Origin of the sequence: Pseudoalteromonas sp. c7(2019) (assembly GCF_011378625.1) — a bacterium.
Lineage (GTDB): Bacteria > Pseudomonadota > Gammaproteobacteria > Enterobacterales > Alteromonadaceae > Pseudoalteromonas > Pseudoalteromonas arctica.
Map to the genome: position 1 here is coordinate 1 of NZ_WTKS01000017.1, position 15,352 is coordinate 15,352.

Annotated in this window: 14 protein-coding genes; 6 read left to right on the forward strand and 8 right to left on the reverse strand. The window is 39.3% G+C overall.

All coding sequences use genetic code 11. The features are described 5' to 3' along the window. The first annotated feature begins 69 nt into the window (after positions 1–69). Together GQR38_RS16645 and GQR38_RS16650 are read left to right on the forward strand one after the other, a co-directional pair. A complete protein-coding gene (locus tag GQR38_RS16645) occupies positions 70–846 on the forward strand; it encodes a hypothetical protein (protein WP_165722767.1) in 777 nt (258 codons plus the stop codon). A gap of 27 nt (positions 847–873) precedes the next feature. Beyond that, positions 874–1,518 carry a hypothetical protein gene (locus GQR38_RS16650; protein ID WP_165722766.1) on the forward strand — a complete coding sequence of 215 codons (645 nt, stop codon included), beginning with the start codon at positions 874–876 and terminating at the stop codon, positions 1,516–1,518. 304 nt (positions 1,519–1,822) lie between these two features. Here the strand turns inward: GQR38_RS16650 and GQR38_RS16655 are convergent, their stop codons facing one another. Beyond that, positions 1,823–2,128: an MGMT family protein gene (locus GQR38_RS16655; protein ID WP_165722765.1), complete on the reverse strand. Its 306-nt coding sequence runs from the start codon at positions 2,126–2,128 to the stop codon at positions 1,823–1,825. Then, the gene (locus GQR38_RS16660) at positions 2,118–3,020 is read right to left on the reverse strand and encodes a LysR family transcriptional regulator (RefSeq protein ID WP_165722764.1); all 903 of its coding nucleotides are present in this window, start codon (positions 3,018–3,020) and stop codon (positions 2,118–2,120) included. The genes GQR38_RS16655 and GQR38_RS16660 overlap by 11 nt, the downstream gene beginning before the upstream one ends. Before the next feature lie 122 nt (positions 3,021–3,142). Between GQR38_RS16660 and GQR38_RS16665 the strand changes: the two genes are divergently transcribed. Together GQR38_RS16665 and GQR38_RS16670 are read left to right on the forward strand one after the other, a co-directional pair. Beyond that, positions 3,143–4,225 carry an efflux RND transporter periplasmic adaptor subunit gene (locus GQR38_RS16665; RefSeq protein ID WP_165722763.1) on the forward strand — a complete coding sequence of 361 codons (1,083 nt, stop codon included), beginning with the start codon at positions 3,143–3,145 and terminating at the stop codon, positions 4,223–4,225. A 2-nt stretch (positions 4,226–4,227) separates the two neighbouring features. Continuing rightward, positions 4,228–7,296 carry an efflux RND transporter permease subunit gene (locus GQR38_RS16670; RefSeq protein ID WP_165722762.1) on the forward strand — a complete coding sequence of 1,023 codons (3,069 nt, stop codon included), beginning with the start codon at positions 4,228–4,230 and terminating at the stop codon, positions 7,294–7,296. Between the two features lie 108 nt (positions 7,297–7,404). Here GQR38_RS16670 and GQR38_RS16675 read toward each other — a convergent pair whose 3' ends face one another. Continuing rightward, positions 7,405–7,737, reverse strand: a complete 333-nt coding sequence (locus GQR38_RS16675) for a PBPRA1643 family SWIM/SEC-C metal-binding motif protein (RefSeq protein ID WP_010552992.1) — start codon at positions 7,735–7,737, stop codon at positions 7,405–7,407. Positions 7,738–7,979: 242 nt separating this feature from the next. Between GQR38_RS16675 and GQR38_RS16680 the strand changes: the two genes are divergently transcribed. Beyond that, positions 7,980–8,237, forward strand: coding sequence for a MetJ regulator of methionine regulon (locus GQR38_RS16680; RefSeq protein ID WP_165722761.1), 258 nt, complete (start codon positions 7,980–7,982; stop codon positions 8,235–8,237). A gap of 59 nt (positions 8,238–8,296) precedes the next feature. Then, complete coding sequence (locus GQR38_RS16685) at positions 8,297–8,881, forward strand: hypothetical protein (RefSeq protein ID WP_165722760.1); 585 nt, start codon at positions 8,297–8,299, stop codon at positions 8,879–8,881. Positions 8,882–8,903: 22 nt separating this feature from the next. On the opposite strand, the gene rluF is transcribed toward GQR38_RS16685, so the two are convergent. The 5 genes from rluF to glgC all read right to left on the reverse strand — a co-directional run bounded on the left by rluF (position 8,904) and on the right by glgC (position 15,351). Next, entirely contained in the window at positions 8,904–9,941 is a 1,038-nt protein-coding gene (rluF, locus tag GQR38_RS16690; RefSeq protein WP_165722759.1) for a 23S rRNA pseudouridine(2604) synthase RluF, read from the reverse strand. Positions 9,942–10,027: 86 nt separating this feature from the next. Then, the gene (locus GQR38_RS16695; protein WP_165722774.1) at positions 10,028–11,098 is read right to left on the reverse strand and encodes a DUF418 domain-containing protein; all 1,071 of its coding nucleotides are present in this window, start codon (positions 11,096–11,098) and stop codon (positions 10,028–10,030) included. 30 nt (positions 11,099–11,128) lie between these two features. After that, positions 11,129–12,343: an HDOD domain-containing protein gene (locus GQR38_RS16700; RefSeq protein WP_165722758.1), complete on the reverse strand. Its 1,215-nt coding sequence runs from the start codon at positions 12,341–12,343 to the stop codon at positions 11,129–11,131. An 89-nt stretch (positions 12,344–12,432) separates the two neighbouring features. Beyond that, positions 12,433–13,968: a glycogen/starch synthase gene (locus GQR38_RS16705; protein ID WP_165722773.1), complete on the reverse strand. Its 1,536-nt coding sequence runs from the start codon at positions 13,966–13,968 to the stop codon at positions 12,433–12,435. Positions 13,969–14,049: 81 nt separating this feature from the next. Next, a complete protein-coding gene (gene glgC / locus GQR38_RS16710) occupies positions 14,050–15,351 on the reverse strand; it encodes a glucose-1-phosphate adenylyltransferase (protein WP_002958601.1) in 1,302 nt (433 codons plus the stop codon). Position 15,352: the final 1 nt, after the last annotated feature.

Consider the following 15,352-nt stretch of genomic DNA (forward strand, 5'->3'; position numbering starts at 1 on the left):
AACAAGCGATTATGCAACACAAACTGCGTGTCGCATAAATACTAAAGTGTTATGTATTAGGAGCTAGTTTTGACCGAACCGGTAAAGTGGGAATTCTATTTAGACGGAGATTCTCAACATTTTAGAGGCTACTCTCAGAGACCCGAGAATTTATACTTTGATATTTCTGGAGGGATTGATCACCACAATGATTGCATGAATGATGATTTTCGTCTTTCATCTGTATATTTTGATGACGAAGACGATCCTGAAGTTGTGTGGCAAATAGGGTATGAGCTAGCAAGCTTATACAATGGAGTTTCGTCAATATTATCTGAAAATGTTCGGAAACTTGAGTTAGCCGAATTGTTGCATGATGGCGTTAGAGTTGGAAAACCCCAAAAAAGAAATATCCTAGCTTTATTAGGAAAACCAAATATTTCTGACTACCTATATAATCAGGAATTTGAAAAAGTAAAAAAATTAGATGTTCGTTTTTTTATGATGAACTTGGCCACTGAGTGTGAAGATGCTTATTTTATATTGAAATACTTCGCAGTTGAAGGAAATTATATTAACTATTATAAAACTCTAGAGACATTAGAAGCTTTATCAAAAAAAACAGGTATAGAAATTTCGGTAGATAAGAATTTAAGGAAAGCTTTTACGAATACGGCTAACAACTATACTGTGTCAGGCTTGGATTCTAGGCATGGGTTTAAAGAAGCTGTTAAAGAAAATAAAACTCCAATTATGGAGTTATCAGAAGCACATTCATTCATAGCAGGCATTGCAAAAGAATATCTCAATAAGCTAGCCAATGGTGTTATCAATGGAATACATATCAAGTCATTCAAGCCGGACTAAATATAGCGGGCTTTCAAAGGAAGAAGAATGTCATCTTTAATTTTTTACACTGATGAGTCGCAGGCTCTAATTGCAACAGACTCTTTAGCTGTTGATGCTCATGGGAATCCTGCATTTTTTTGTTCGAAAGCAAACCATATTCCGCATTTAAAAATGATTGTTGCTGGTACTGGAGCTGGAGGTTTTTCGAACGAATGGGCTTTACAGGCTTCAACTAGAATGGTCGTAAAAGGCATTCACAATCTAGACTACCATACTCCTGAAGGGTTACGTGCTCTCTGGGAACAATACAAAGAAAAGTACTCTTTGCCAGAAGGTTTTACAACTACTGTATATCAATTTGGCATATCTGAAAAAGCGGAAGGCGTTGTTGGTTTTGCCTATCGCTCAACCAACAACTTTATTTCAGAGGAGATTGGTTATGGTACTGGAGTAAAGCCTGAATGTGATGTTTTAGAAGGTAACTTGATTGAATTGCTCCCTGAAATGATGAAACAACAACGACTCATTCAAAACTCTGCTCCAAAAAACGAACGTGTTTACATTGGTGGCGAGATTATTGCGTTTCACTTAACCACTAATGGTTGCAATACTTTTAAAGTTAGTGAATTTGATGACTTCTCTGAACATGTAGCATCCATATTCGAAAACTATGAAAGTAATAAAAGCTAACAAGTGCCTAAACCAAAGGATGCAAAACAGCAGGCTTGCGCTCCTTCCTCGCTATTTTAGCCTGCTATTACGCGCCGGTTAAGCAAGCGTTACTAATGTCCGCAATTGGCACTCTCCAGCCAGTCGACAACATAAAATATTGATAATAATTGGCAAGGTATTTTACTGTGTCGGATGGCATGGCGAAGCCACTTATCCGACCTACGTCAAAAGGTAGATTGCTTAAGCCGAAGGCGCCACCCAACAGAGTATCAATTCACGCCTAGAGGTCAGCTATGGCACTTACCTGCCAATAATAGTCATATCACTCCCACCGGCACTCGCGCATATTCACTTTGTCGTTTTTAAACAACACACCTTCTGATAATAACTTTTCGCGTTGTTCTTGGTATTTTTCGCTACCCGCTGGAAACGATATTTTACCTTGGCTATTCACTACCCTGTGCCAAGGTATAACCGAGTCGTTTGGCATCACTTTTAATAAGCGCCCCACCAACCGTGAGTTTTGAGGGTAGCCTGCAAGAGCAGCAACTTGCCCATAGCTTGCTACTTTTCCTATTGGTATGCCTGCGATAACAGTATAAATAAGTGTTTCTTTATCAATATCCATTGTTGTTAGAATATTCCTTACTTAATTGTTTAAATTGCTCCCAAATAGTACGCGCTACAGGGCCGTGATGCATTGCATGCTGCCTAAAGGCTCTAATTTGCGCGCTAAATTTATGCTCTCGGTCAGTTATGTGTATTTCTTGAAGTAAGCCTGCTTTTATTTCAGGGTCGCAGTGCTCTAGGCTCATCATTGCCCAACCCGCGCCTGAAAGTAAAAACGATTTTAAGGTCGATACATCATCAATTTTCATCATGGCGGAGCCTTTTGAGTACGATAGTCTGTCACTGTCGATACTCAAATCACTTTCAAACATGGCTAAACACGGATACGTTTGTAGTTCGCTATAGGTTAGCTTTTTAGGGAGTACGCCTTTAGCGCTGACAATGCCAATATCGAGCCTGCCTATAGGTACGCTTTCTAAATCGCCTGTCGCATGAAATAAATCAAACCACGGGCCAATGCCTAATTCAGCTTGCCCACTATTTACTTGCTCTAACGAAATAAAGCGCTTCCCGCTTGTTAAGCTAAATTCGGTGCTGGTAAATAATCTAAAAGTATTACTTATGATCTCGTTGTAACTCTGCGTATGGCAAAGTTGTTCGTAACAAATTCTAAATTGGGGTTCATTACCTAATGCCAATTCTTTAGCAAGCTGTGCTAGCTCGTCGTTGGCATGCAAAAGTTGCTGCGCTTCGCGGTGAAAAATACGCCCTTTTTCAGTAAGCTGTAATCGGTACTTACTTCTGTCTAGTAACTCAAATCCTATTTTGGCTTCTAAGTTTTTAATGGCGAGTGTAAGCGCTGGCTGCGTTTTATGTAGCTTTAGTGCTGCTCCGCTTAAGCTTGCGCTTTGCACTATGGCATCTAAAATTATTAATTGATTCAGCTTCATATACCGCTCTGCAACATCATAAATAAAACTTATTGAGTTTCTAAAATTTAATGATTTTTATTTTATATGTTTGCAGCGTATGCTGCACTTAATTATTTTGCCATCATTGCAACGGAGAAGACATGAAACTCTTTCGTCTATGTTTATTAACAACGACCTTACTTAGCTTAATAGCCTGTTCTGAGCCAGAACAACAAGTTAAAGAAGAGCCTATTCGCCCTGTTAAATTATTCAACATAGGTCATGATACGCAAATTAACATTCGTAGTTTTCCTGCTGAAGTTGTTGCAAACCAAGGCTCGTACCTTGCTTTTAGGGTAAACGGCGAACTTATTAGGTTTCCGGTTCTCGCTGGTGAACACGTTGAAAAAGGTGATTTATTAGCAAAACTGGATCCAGAAGATTTTCAATTACAGTTTGACGAGCGCAAAGCGCGCTTTGAGCTGGCAAAATCACAACTTGGCCGTATTGAGCAATTGTTTCAGAAAAAAATCACCAGCCAATCAGAACTAGATGAAGCCACTGCTAATATGCAAATTGCTGAATCTGCATTTAGAATTGCACAAACGAACCTTGAATACAGTGAACTACGCGCACCATTTTCAGGCACTGTCGCTAAGGTGTTTGTTAAAAACTTTGAAAATATTCAAGCAAAGCAAAATATATTACGCTTAGAAACACGCGATTTAATGGACGTAGAAATTCAGGTTCCTGAAAAAATAGTCGCTCGCTTTAAAAAAGGCACTGATTACCACCCTACTGTAAAGTTTGATGGCTTTGACGATAAAGAGTACATACTTGATATTAAAGAGTGGGATACCCAAGCAGATCCTGCAACACTTACTTATAAGGTTGTATTTTCGCTACCAGTACCTGAGGACTTTAATTTACTCGCAGGTATGACGGGTAGTGTGCTTATTGATTTAAGCAAAGTAACGCGCTCGCAAGTTGCCTACACAATACTACCTATCGAGTCGGTGTTTTCTGAGCCGCAAGAATCAATTGAAGATAACGCCTACGTATGGCTTTTTGATTCAAAAACTAGCCAAGTGCACAAACAAGCTGTGAAGGTTGGCCAGTTGCACCGCGATGGTATTGAAGTGTTAAGTGGTATTAAAGAAGGCCAAATTGTAGTTTCAGCCGGTGTGCATTCACTAAAAGAAGGCATGAAAGTAAGAGCATGGAATAAAGAGCGAGGCTTATAATTATGAGCTTTGCACAACTCTCCATAGAGAAAAAAGTAATCAGTTGGATGTTTACGCTGCTTCTATTAATTGGCGGTAGTGTATCGTATTTTGATTTAGGGCAACTAGAAGACCCTGAGTTTACGCTTAAAAAAGCCATGGTTATCACCATGTACCCTGGCGCTTCGCCGCAGCAAGTTGAAGAAGAAGTTACTTTTCCGATTGAAAACGCGATTCAGCAACTCCCTTATGTTGATTACGTTACGTCTATTTCATCTAACGGTAAATCACAAATTTCAGTAGAAATGAAAAGCAATTATCGTAAAGAGCAGCTTCGCCAAATTTGGGATGAAATGCGTCGTAAAATTAACGACCTTTCTCCGTCGTTACCCAGTGGTGTTTATCCTAGTACAATTTTGGATGACTTTGCCGATGTGTACGGTGTTATGTATTCGGTAACCGGCGATGGCTACTCGTATGACGAGCTTAAAGATTACGTCGATTTTTTAAAGCGTGAGCTGGTATTGGTTAAAGGCGTTAGTAAAGTAACCGTTGCGGGGCAACAACAAGCGCAAGTAATGGTTGAAGTTTCTACGCGTAAGCTTGCTCAATTAGGTATTGCGCCAAGCCATATATTCCAGTTATTACAATCGCAAAACACGGTATCTAACGCAGGTAAAATTCGCGTGGGTGATGAGTCAATTCGCTTGCACCCTACTGGCGAATTTAAAGATGTAAAAGAGCTCGAAACCTTATTAATTTCAAAATCAGGTGCCAATGAGCTTATTTACTTAGGCGATGTAGCCAAGGTTTACAGAGAGTACGCAGAAGTACCAAATAACATTATTCGTTATAACTCTCAGCAAGCTTTACTTATTGGCGTGTCGTTTATGTCGGGTGTTAACGTGGTTGATGTGGGTAAAAACATAGACGAGCATTTAGCATCACTTGAATATCAACGCCCTCATGGTATTCACATAAATTCGGTATACAACCAACCACAAGAGGTTCAAAAATCGGTTGATGGTTTTATTATCAGCTTACTTGAAGCCATTGCGATTGTTATTGTTGTACTGCTGTTATTTATGGGTTTAAAAAGCGGCATTTTAATTGGTGGTATTTTACTGCTTACTGTACTGGGTACGTTTATATTTATGAAGTTGTTTGCTATCGACTTGCAACGTATATCGCTTGGGGCACTTATTATTGCTCTTGGTATGCTGGTTGATAACGCAATAGTCGTCACTGAAGGCATACTGATAAACCTTAAACGTGGCCAAACAAAACTCAAAGCGGCTGTTAATATTGTTGAGCAAACAAAATGGCCTTTACTAGGTGCAACAGTAATTGCAGTCACTGCCTTTGCGCCAATTGGTTTAAGCTCTGATGCCAGTGGTGAATTTGCCGGTAGCTTGTTTTGGGTGTTGTTTATTTCGCTTTTATTAAGCTGGATAACAGCCATTACGCTAACGCCATTTTTTGCCAATTTAATGTTTAAAGAAAACGAATTTAAAAACGAAGAAGGCCAAGAAGATGAAGACCCGTACAAAGGCTTTATTTTTAATGGTTACAAAGCGATTTTAGATTTAGCGCTGCACTTTAGAAAAACCACGCTTATATTAATGGTTGTTTTACTGTGTACTGCGGTTGTTGGTTTTGGCTCTGTAAAACAGTCGTTTTTTCCTGCCTCTAATACACCTATGTTTTATGTAGATTACTGGCAAGAGCAAGGCTCTGATATTCGCTCAACCCTAGAGGGCGTTAAAAAGCTCGAAGAGTTTTTACAAAAAGAAGACCTTGTTGAAGAAGTAACAAGTACAACAGGCCAAGGTGCACCGCGCTTTATGCTTACCTACGCGCCAGAAAAATCATACCCAGCGTACGGGCAATTAATTATTCGTGTTGCCGACAGAGAAGCCGTAGCAACTGTAATGCAAACAGTGCGTGATTACTCAAGCAATCATGCACTCTCTGCACAGCTTAAAATTAAACCGATGGAAATTGGCCCCTCTACTGATGCAAAAATAGAAGCACGTTTTTCGGGCCCAGATCCTGTTGTTTTAAGACAACTCGCCGCTACAGCCGAAGAATTGATTGGTAGCGACGATGGTGCATACAATATTCGTGATGACTGGCGCGCACGTACCAAAATGATTCGCCCGCAATTTAACGAGCAAAAAGCACGCCGATTAGGTATTAGTAAATCAGACTTAGACAATGTATTACTAACGAGCTTATCGGGTAAACAAGTGGGCGTATATCGCGATGGCACGCAGTTGCTACCCATTATTGCCCGTTCTCCCGCTAACGAGCGCTTAAACGTAGAAAGCGTACACGACCTTCAAATATACAGCCCAGTATTGGGTGTATTTGTACCAGTGACTCAGGTTGTAGACGAATTTGATGTGCAGTGGGAAGACAGCCTAATAATGCGCCGCGATCGCAAACGTACTATTACAGTAATGGCCGATAATAATGTATTAGGGGATGAAACACCTGCAAAACTATTTGCCCGTATTCGCGGCCCAATAGAGAACATGGAACTACCACGTGGTTACCAACTAGAATGGGGCGGCGAGTTTGAGTCATCAAGCAAGGCGCAAAAAGCAATATTTGGCTCATTACCGCTGGGTTATTTAGCGATGTTTGCAGTCACGGTATTACTTTTTAACTCACTTAAACAGCCACTTGTTATTTGGGCAACTGTGCCTTTGGCTATTATTGGTGTAAGCGCGGGCTTGTTAGCAATGAATGCGCCGTTTAGCTTTATGGGGCTACTTGGTTTGTTAAGCTTAAGCGGTATGCTAATTAAAAACGGTATTGTATTAGTTGATCAAATAAATCTTGAATTAAGGGAAGGTAAATCGCCCTATGAAGCCGTGTTTGACTCTGGTGTGAGCCGTGTACGACCGGTTGCAATGGCAGCTATAACCACTATTTTGGGTATGATCCCGCTGTTATTTGACGTATTTTTTCAGTCAATGGCGGTAACAATAATGTTTGGTTTGGGCTTTGCTACCATACTAACCCTCATTGTAGTGCCAGTACTTTACACGGTTATATTTAGAATTGATTACGAGCCACGTAAGTAGTTAAACATATAATCGGTTAACATTAAAAATGCCACTGGCTCAAGGTCAGTGGCATTTTTATTTAATACCGATGAAAAAAGAAAGGCTACATATTTAGTTGTTAAGAAACTAACCGCAACACTTCTTATATTTTTTGCCGCTACCACATACACAAGGTGCGTTACGCTCTGGTACTTTATCAAATACTTGTGGTGTTGACTTACTAAGCGCAAAGTCTAGTTCGCGAATATCTTCTGGTACGTCTGCTTTAACTTCAATTGAAGCAAACAGCGAATGCTCTTCTAGTATTGCTTCTATTTCTGATTGTCGTTCAGCTGAGTTTACAATTAGCGTTAACGGGTGCAACTCTGTGCCTACCTTTGCAGTACGATTTGGCGCAAATCCATTACTGTTATTTTTACCCATTATGTCGGGCTTACCCATAAAGAAAAATTTTGACATGTTACTTCTATAACCTTTCTACATTATTAAGACGGCGCATCTTAACAGCTTACCCAAAATATAACTAAGGTGTACTTGCTAATGCACAATATAAATCAGGCTTTAGCGTATATACGCCTAATATAGCGACATAATAAGGCCATTTAATGGATTTAGGCAAAATTTAAATTCGAAATATAGTAAAATTATAATGACTCAACTTAGTGGCGTTTTAGTATCTAACTCAATATTATGGAAAAGCATTGGAAAACTTTAAAATTGCAGTACTAATAGCAGGCAGTCTTTTTATAATTTTTGGTTATTTACGCTTTATAACTGACGATAATGGTAACGTGAACTTAAACAACTACCGTTTTACAGGGGGCATATTACTGGTTATTTCCGGTATGGTTGATGGCACACACGACCTTGTTAAGCGCCTGCGCTCTAAAAAAGCATTATCGGCGATTACAATTTATTTAGGTATACTCTTATTTTACATTGGCTTTAGCATTCAATAGCTAAACATTAAGCGCTAATTTGGGCTTTATACAAGCAGCATTTTATAAGTGAATCCCCTGTGACCTTTAAACAACTATTCAACAGCGCCTTATTACTTTTAGTAACAGCACCTCCGCTGGTTTTACTTGCATGGGATGAACAAGCCGATCCCGCTTTTATCCCCAACGGTATATATAACACCTTAACATTTACGTTATTTCCAATAATGACGATCGTGTTATCGGTTGCTTTATTTAGGCACCTATATAAAAAATACAATAATAACTTTGAATTTAAACATACGGTTAAAGATTATATTGTTGAGCACGGGAAATTCCGTTCAGTATTTATACCAATCGGTTTACCTATTTTAATTTACTTATGGTTGTGGACGTCAGTATGTATTTCAGTAAAGTTACTGGCTAATAAATACGGCGATAATATATGGCAGCAAGAATATCAGTTACTCGAAGTAGGTACTTGCCCAGCGGATTATGAATACAGTTGCGCAAAACTGACTGTACTGGATTTAAAAAGCTATAAAAAGCACACTTTTAGATGGTATTTAGATAAAGGTAGATTGGTGAGTTTGCAAAATAACAACGTAAACTTAGTGGGCGTTAAAAGCCCACTTGGTAATATAGTACAAGAAATACAGTGGTAGTAGAATACCACTTAGCTGCACATTATTTTTTTAGACTGAGAATACGGTCCGAGCTTGGTTTTGAGTCTGATTTAGCATTAGACGACTTGTTCTCTTTAATGCTTTTTGGCTTACCCACATACGTTGTAGAACGCTTTTGGTAAGGAGTATTACTGCGCTCATTTTTGCGCTCTGTGTTAGCGTTGCTGCGCTCAGAGTTACGATTTGTATTTCGCTCAGTACTACGCTCATTATTTCGATCACCATTATTAAAGCGTCGTGGGTTTTCGCCCTGAAAATCGCGTTTTTTAGGTGCTAAAGGTACATTATTTTCTGATTGCTTATTAGTATCAAGCGAATGCTCTTGGGTTTTACCAGAATCAGAAATTGAATCGTTTATTTGCGCCATTTCAATATCTGATAGATGACGCCATTGCCCTACTTTTAAACCTTTAAGTGTTACGTTCATTATGCGCGTACGTTTTAAGGTTACAACTTCGTAGCCTAAGTATTCACACATGCGGCGTATTTGACGGTTTAAACCTTGAGTAAGTACTATTTTAAATTCTTTGGGGCCACTTTGCGTTACTTTACATTCTTTAGTAACGGTATCTAAAATAGGCACACCATTCGCCATTTTTGTAACAAACTGACGATTAAGCGGTTTATCTACCGTAACAACGTATTCTTTTTCGTGATTATTGCCCGCACGTAAAATTTTATTAACGATATCGCCTTCGTTAGTTAAAAATATAAGCCCTTCAGACGGTCTATCTAAGCGCCCTATTGGGAATATACGCGTAGGATAATTTACCGCGCGAATAATATTACTTTGAATTTTACTTTCGGTAGTACACGTTATACCAACGGGTTTATTGTAGGCAATGTAAACGCGCTTTGGCGTGGCTTTAAGAGGCTTACCATCAATTAATACAACATCGGTAGCGGCTACTTTTACGCCCATTTCTGGTGAGTAGCCATTAACGCTGACACGACCTTGCTCAATATATTTATCGGCTTCGCGGCGTGAACAAAATCCTGTTTCACTAATAAATTTATTTAAACGTTTTAATTCGGTCATGGCACTTATAGCGTAGTAATTTTTAAGGCGAGTAGTGTAAACCACCCACACTATTTTTTCGCCCCTAATTTACTATTTATAGGCGTTTAAGCACTAATTTTTACTTTAGTTAATTTACGCCATACACATTCAAGCGGACCTTGATTAAAATAGCGGCTGTATAAAAAGGTAAATATGAGCTGCAGCGCAACTAATGCCGTTGCAACTAACCAATAGTCAATACGATCAAAACTGAGCACCCAGTGGGTAAATAGCACTTTATATAACAACAGTTGTATGAGTGTTTGGCTAATATATAAAGTAAATGCTAAGCGCCCTGCTTGTTGAATAAGCTTGCCTACGTGTGCGCTGTTATTGCAAAATTTAACAATTAAATGAATATACAGCGTAGCCATACCTAGGGCCGCAAACATATTTACAAATTCTTGCACCCCATATCCTAAACTGCCATTAAGCTGTGATGCATAAAGCCTGATTCCACAAAAAATAAGGGTCATTACACCGCAAACTATTAATTGCTGAGTAGTTAAGCCTTTACTAAAAACGCCTTGTTTATATAAATAAATGCCAATGAGCATAAGGCCCACGCACATCCACATTGTCATTATTGGCACCATAACAAGCATCAATGTGTTCATAGCGAGGTTACTAATAAAGTAATCAATATAGTGTGGGTTATATAAATCTATAAACTGTGCTGTATCGCGGTAAATTATTTCATCGGGTACGCTAGATACAATAAGCACTGTAGCTACACCCGATAACAAAATAAACTCAAGTCCTCTTTTTAAAAGAACAGTGCTATCACTCTCTAAATATTTAATAACAAACCAGCCAGATACACCGTAAACAAATAAAATATCACCTGCCCAAAGTAAAAAACCATGCGCTAAACCAAAGAGGATTAACCAATAGAGCCTGCTTTTTAACTGCAATTCAGACTTATAACGTTGCCACTGAATGTAAAGTCCGGCACCAAAAAGCAAACTAAACAGCGTTCTAAAACGCCCGTCTACAAACAAGCTGCTAAAGGTATGAATAATTGAGTCGCTAACAGGAGGATTAGTTAAAGAGGTATACCCGTATTCAAAAAGGCCGAAGGCGTAAGCATTCATGTAAACTAGGCCAAGTACGGCAACGCCGCGAATAAAGTCCATATTATAATTGCGCATTAAAGCTATTATCCGTTAAATATTATTCTTATAACTGTCAGCCCAATCGACTGACTGCTGGTAAAGTGGAGGAAGTATAGCACTGTCTATATTTAGCAAAAGTACAGCTTGTTCAAGTGCCCACCAGCTTCCTGTTTCGTATGCTTTAACAACGTTTAAAATATAATAAAGTGTGTTTTTATCCCCTAATAATGCCGTTTTTATTTCATCAGGGAAAGGTAGCTTTTCAACAAGCAAGCTCATTGGTTGATCAAGGATTGCATCTAGCAGTGAAAATAACCCAGTTAAAAATGCTTCGCCTGACTGGCTTTTATTAACCTTTTTTGCTAACAACTCACAAAAACGAGCACGTACAACACACACTTGCATTAGCTCTGCAGGCTTTTTACCCGCTGTATGAGCAGTAACAATAAGGCTCACAAACTTTTTAAGGCGTTCATGGCCTAAATACACAAGCGCTTGCTTTAATGACGATATTTGGCTTTGTATAGGAAAAACACCACTGTTAATTAAACGCAACAATTTATATGCAAGTGCAGCATCAAGCTCAAATAGTCCAGATATAGTTTTTATATCTGGACTTGTTTTCATTATTTCGGCGTAAATAGCGACGACTAAACCATAGTTATAGTCAATGTCATTTTGTTTGATCATGGTGGGTTTTGCAAAAAAATAGCCTTGAAAATAATCAAACCCCATATCAAAGGCGAGCTTATAGTCTTCTTGTGTTTCTATTTTTTCGGCTAGTATTTTTATTTGTTTATGCGCTTGTAACTTATTAATTATGGGCTGTATTTCGCTAAGAGGTGTAATCGCAATATCAAATTTAATGAGCTTCACAAGCTTTAAAAAACGATCCCACTGTGGTTTATATACAAAGTCATCGAGTGCGAGTTTGTAGTTACTATGAAATAAACCTCGGCACAGTTCATAGTTATCGTCGGTGGGTTCTATGGTTTCGAGTAACTCAATCACAACGTCTTGGCATGGTAGGAAAGCACATAAATCGAGCTTTAATGATTCTGGTCCTATATTAATAAGCGCTTTTTTGCCTGATGTAATATGGCGTGTACCTAAATTTAATTGATTTTCCATAATAAGCCTTGCTGTTGCTTGGCCTTCTGCAATATCTGGAAAATAATTTTTTGGACTATCACGAAAAAGTAGCTCATAGGCTACTACTTTTTTACTTCGATTGAATATTGCTTGCCTTGCAACAAATACAGACACATTACCTACTTCTTAGTTTTTATATAATACTAAGTAATTAAACCCTAAGCAGGTACATTTGTCACTAAACTTTAAAGTACAGCAACGATTTACCGGTATAAGGTTGTTATATAATCAGTTGCCACTTGTGGCCACGAAAAACGCATTTTCTCTGCGCTGTGCTTAATTTTATGCCACTTTTTAGGATTTTGCTTTTTAATTAAGAGAGTTTCGTCTAAACAGCTAATTAAATTACTCGTTTGCGTTGCTAACGTATCTCCATTAAAGCTAAAACCATTTTCGTGGTGTTTAACTGTATCTTTTAATCCGCCAACACTGTGAACTAAACACGGTTGCCCCGCACGCATTGCTAGCATTTGGCTAATACCACAAGGCTCAAACGAGCTTGGCATTAAAAATAAGTCACCTAGCTGATACATTAAATCGCCAACACCTTGACCATAGCCCTTCAAAAATAAAAGATTAGAATTACGCGCCATTGCTTTGGTAAATATGCTTTCGAGTTCTTTGTCACCCGAACCTAGAATAATAAGTCTGCCGTTATGTTCATTAATGACTTGGCACACTTTATCAATAGCTAAAGCCTCATTAACCTGCTGGCACAATAACAACACTTTTTGCTCTGTAAGTCGGCCAACGCTTGTGACTAATGGGCCATTATTAACCGTTGCTTTAAATTGCTGTAGTCGTTGGTGGGCAATATAGTAGCCGCTTTGTAACTGCTCGCTATTTGCCATCCAAGTAAATAAAGTATTCTCTGCTTGGCTATAAAAATCAGCGAGAGTTGCTCCTTCAAGTGCATTGCTTGGATATTCGCAGCCATTTAAAATACCGACAAGCTTACCTTGGCTTGCTGCATTTTGCAGATCTTGCTCAAGCCCTTCGCCACCAAAAAAACCATGCTCGTAATTACTAGGTTCAAGAACCTCTTGGCTGTAGGTTGGTGATACAACATGTATTTTATCGCACAGATTTATTGCACTGCGCATAGGATTAAAGCAATGAGGGTAACGCGGGTCGCATAGTTGCTGGCCATTATAACTAAGTGACGGAAACCATGCCTCTAAGCTTGAGTCGTCGTGTTTAAAAGGTCTTATACCTTGCAGTGCAATATTATGCACTGTGTAGGCAATGGGTAAGGTATTAAGTGAGCTATAACGTGGCTCAAACTTAAGTAAAACTGCAACGCAGGCGCTGTGCCAATCATGTAAATGTAGCGCTGTAGGGCGCTTTAATACACCTTGTAATAATGCTTCGCAGACAGCTGCATTAAATAAAGCAAATTTTGTCGCGTCGGTAGCAAAAGGCCTCCCCGGTGCATCGTTACAATATACACTGCCTGATTCACTAAATAGCGGGTGGCTAATAACAATTTGGCTTACATTATTTTGGGCTTGTTGTACTTTAAAAATGGTTAATACATGGGGTTGAGCATTAAATGCAACGGTTACTTCACCTATATAAATACGCTCAAGCGGCTCAAACCCGTAGTCAGGAATAACAACGTCAACCGTTATACCTTGTTTTGCGAGTGCCCTTGGCGCATCGCGTACTACATCTGCCACACCGCCTACTTTTGCGCCTGGTAACGCGTCATTTTCTGCTGCAACCATTAATACATGCATTAATTTACTACTTCCTTTAACCTGTGTGGGCTTGCTCATAAATGAGCAAGCTTTGTTGTCGTGCTTAATATTTAACGTGTTTTACGCTAGCTTTTTATTCTCACGCGCTTGGCGCTCTAACTTTTTTGCAAGCTCAGTGAGCATATCACGAGTAACAAGAACGATGCCTTTCTTAGATACTCTAAAGCCGTTTTCTTCATCTGTTTTTTTGTCAAAACCGATTTCGAGACCTGCCGGTATTTCACAGCTCCTATCTATAATCGCACGCTTAATTTTACAACCTCGATTTATAACCGCACCGGGTAAAATTACCGACTGCTCAATGGTACAAAATGAGCGAACGTGGACATTAGAAAACAAGAGTGACTTTCTAACCGCAGAGCCCGAAATAATACACCCACCCGACACAGTTGAGTCTAATGCCATACCGCGCCTATCTTCGTCATCAAAAATAAACTTAGCAGGTGGTAGTTGCTCTTGATATGTCCATATTGGCCACGTTGGGTCGTATAAATCAAGTTGTGGTTCTGGCATTACCAATTCCATATTAGCCTCCCAGAACGAATCTAGCGTACCTACATCGCGCCAATAAGGCTGCCCTTCTTGGTTTGGATCTCTAAATGGGAAAGCAAATACATTATGCTCTTCTATAATTGCTGGAATAATATCGTGACCAAAATCTCGGCCAGAGCCTTCATTCTCAGAATCTTTTTTAAGTTGCTCAAACAAAAATTCAGTATTAAAAATGTAATTACCCATTGATGCTAAACATGTACCTGGCTTGCCGGGTACGGAGCTCGGCATTGCTGGTTTTTCATCAAAACGACACACTCTGTTTTCTTCATCAACGGTCATTACACCAAACGTATCTGCGGCTTCCTCTACGGGCACTTCAATACAACACACTGTCATATCTGCGCCCTTTTGCACATGTTCAGCTAATAAAGCGCCATAGTCCATGCGATACACATGATCTCCAGACAAAATCATCACATATTTAGGAAGCTCGTGGCGAATAATATCTATGTTTTGAAAAACAGCATCTGCGGTTCCACAGTACCAATCATCACCTTGGCGCTGAGATGCAGGTAGTATTTCAACCGACTCACCAAGCTCTTTTTTAAAGTGGCCCCACGCGCGGTTTACATGGCGAATTAATGAATGTGATTTATATTGTGTAGCAATACCAACACGTCTCACACCCGAGTTAATGCAGTTTGATAGTGGAAAATCGATAATTCGATGCTTACCACCAAAGTAAACTGCTGGCTTTGCTCGCCAATCGGTTAACTCATGCAGGCGAGAACCGCGACCACCTGCCAGTATTAACGCGTAAGTTTCTCTGGTTAGGCTACTTATGTAGCGATTTGCATAATTAGGCATA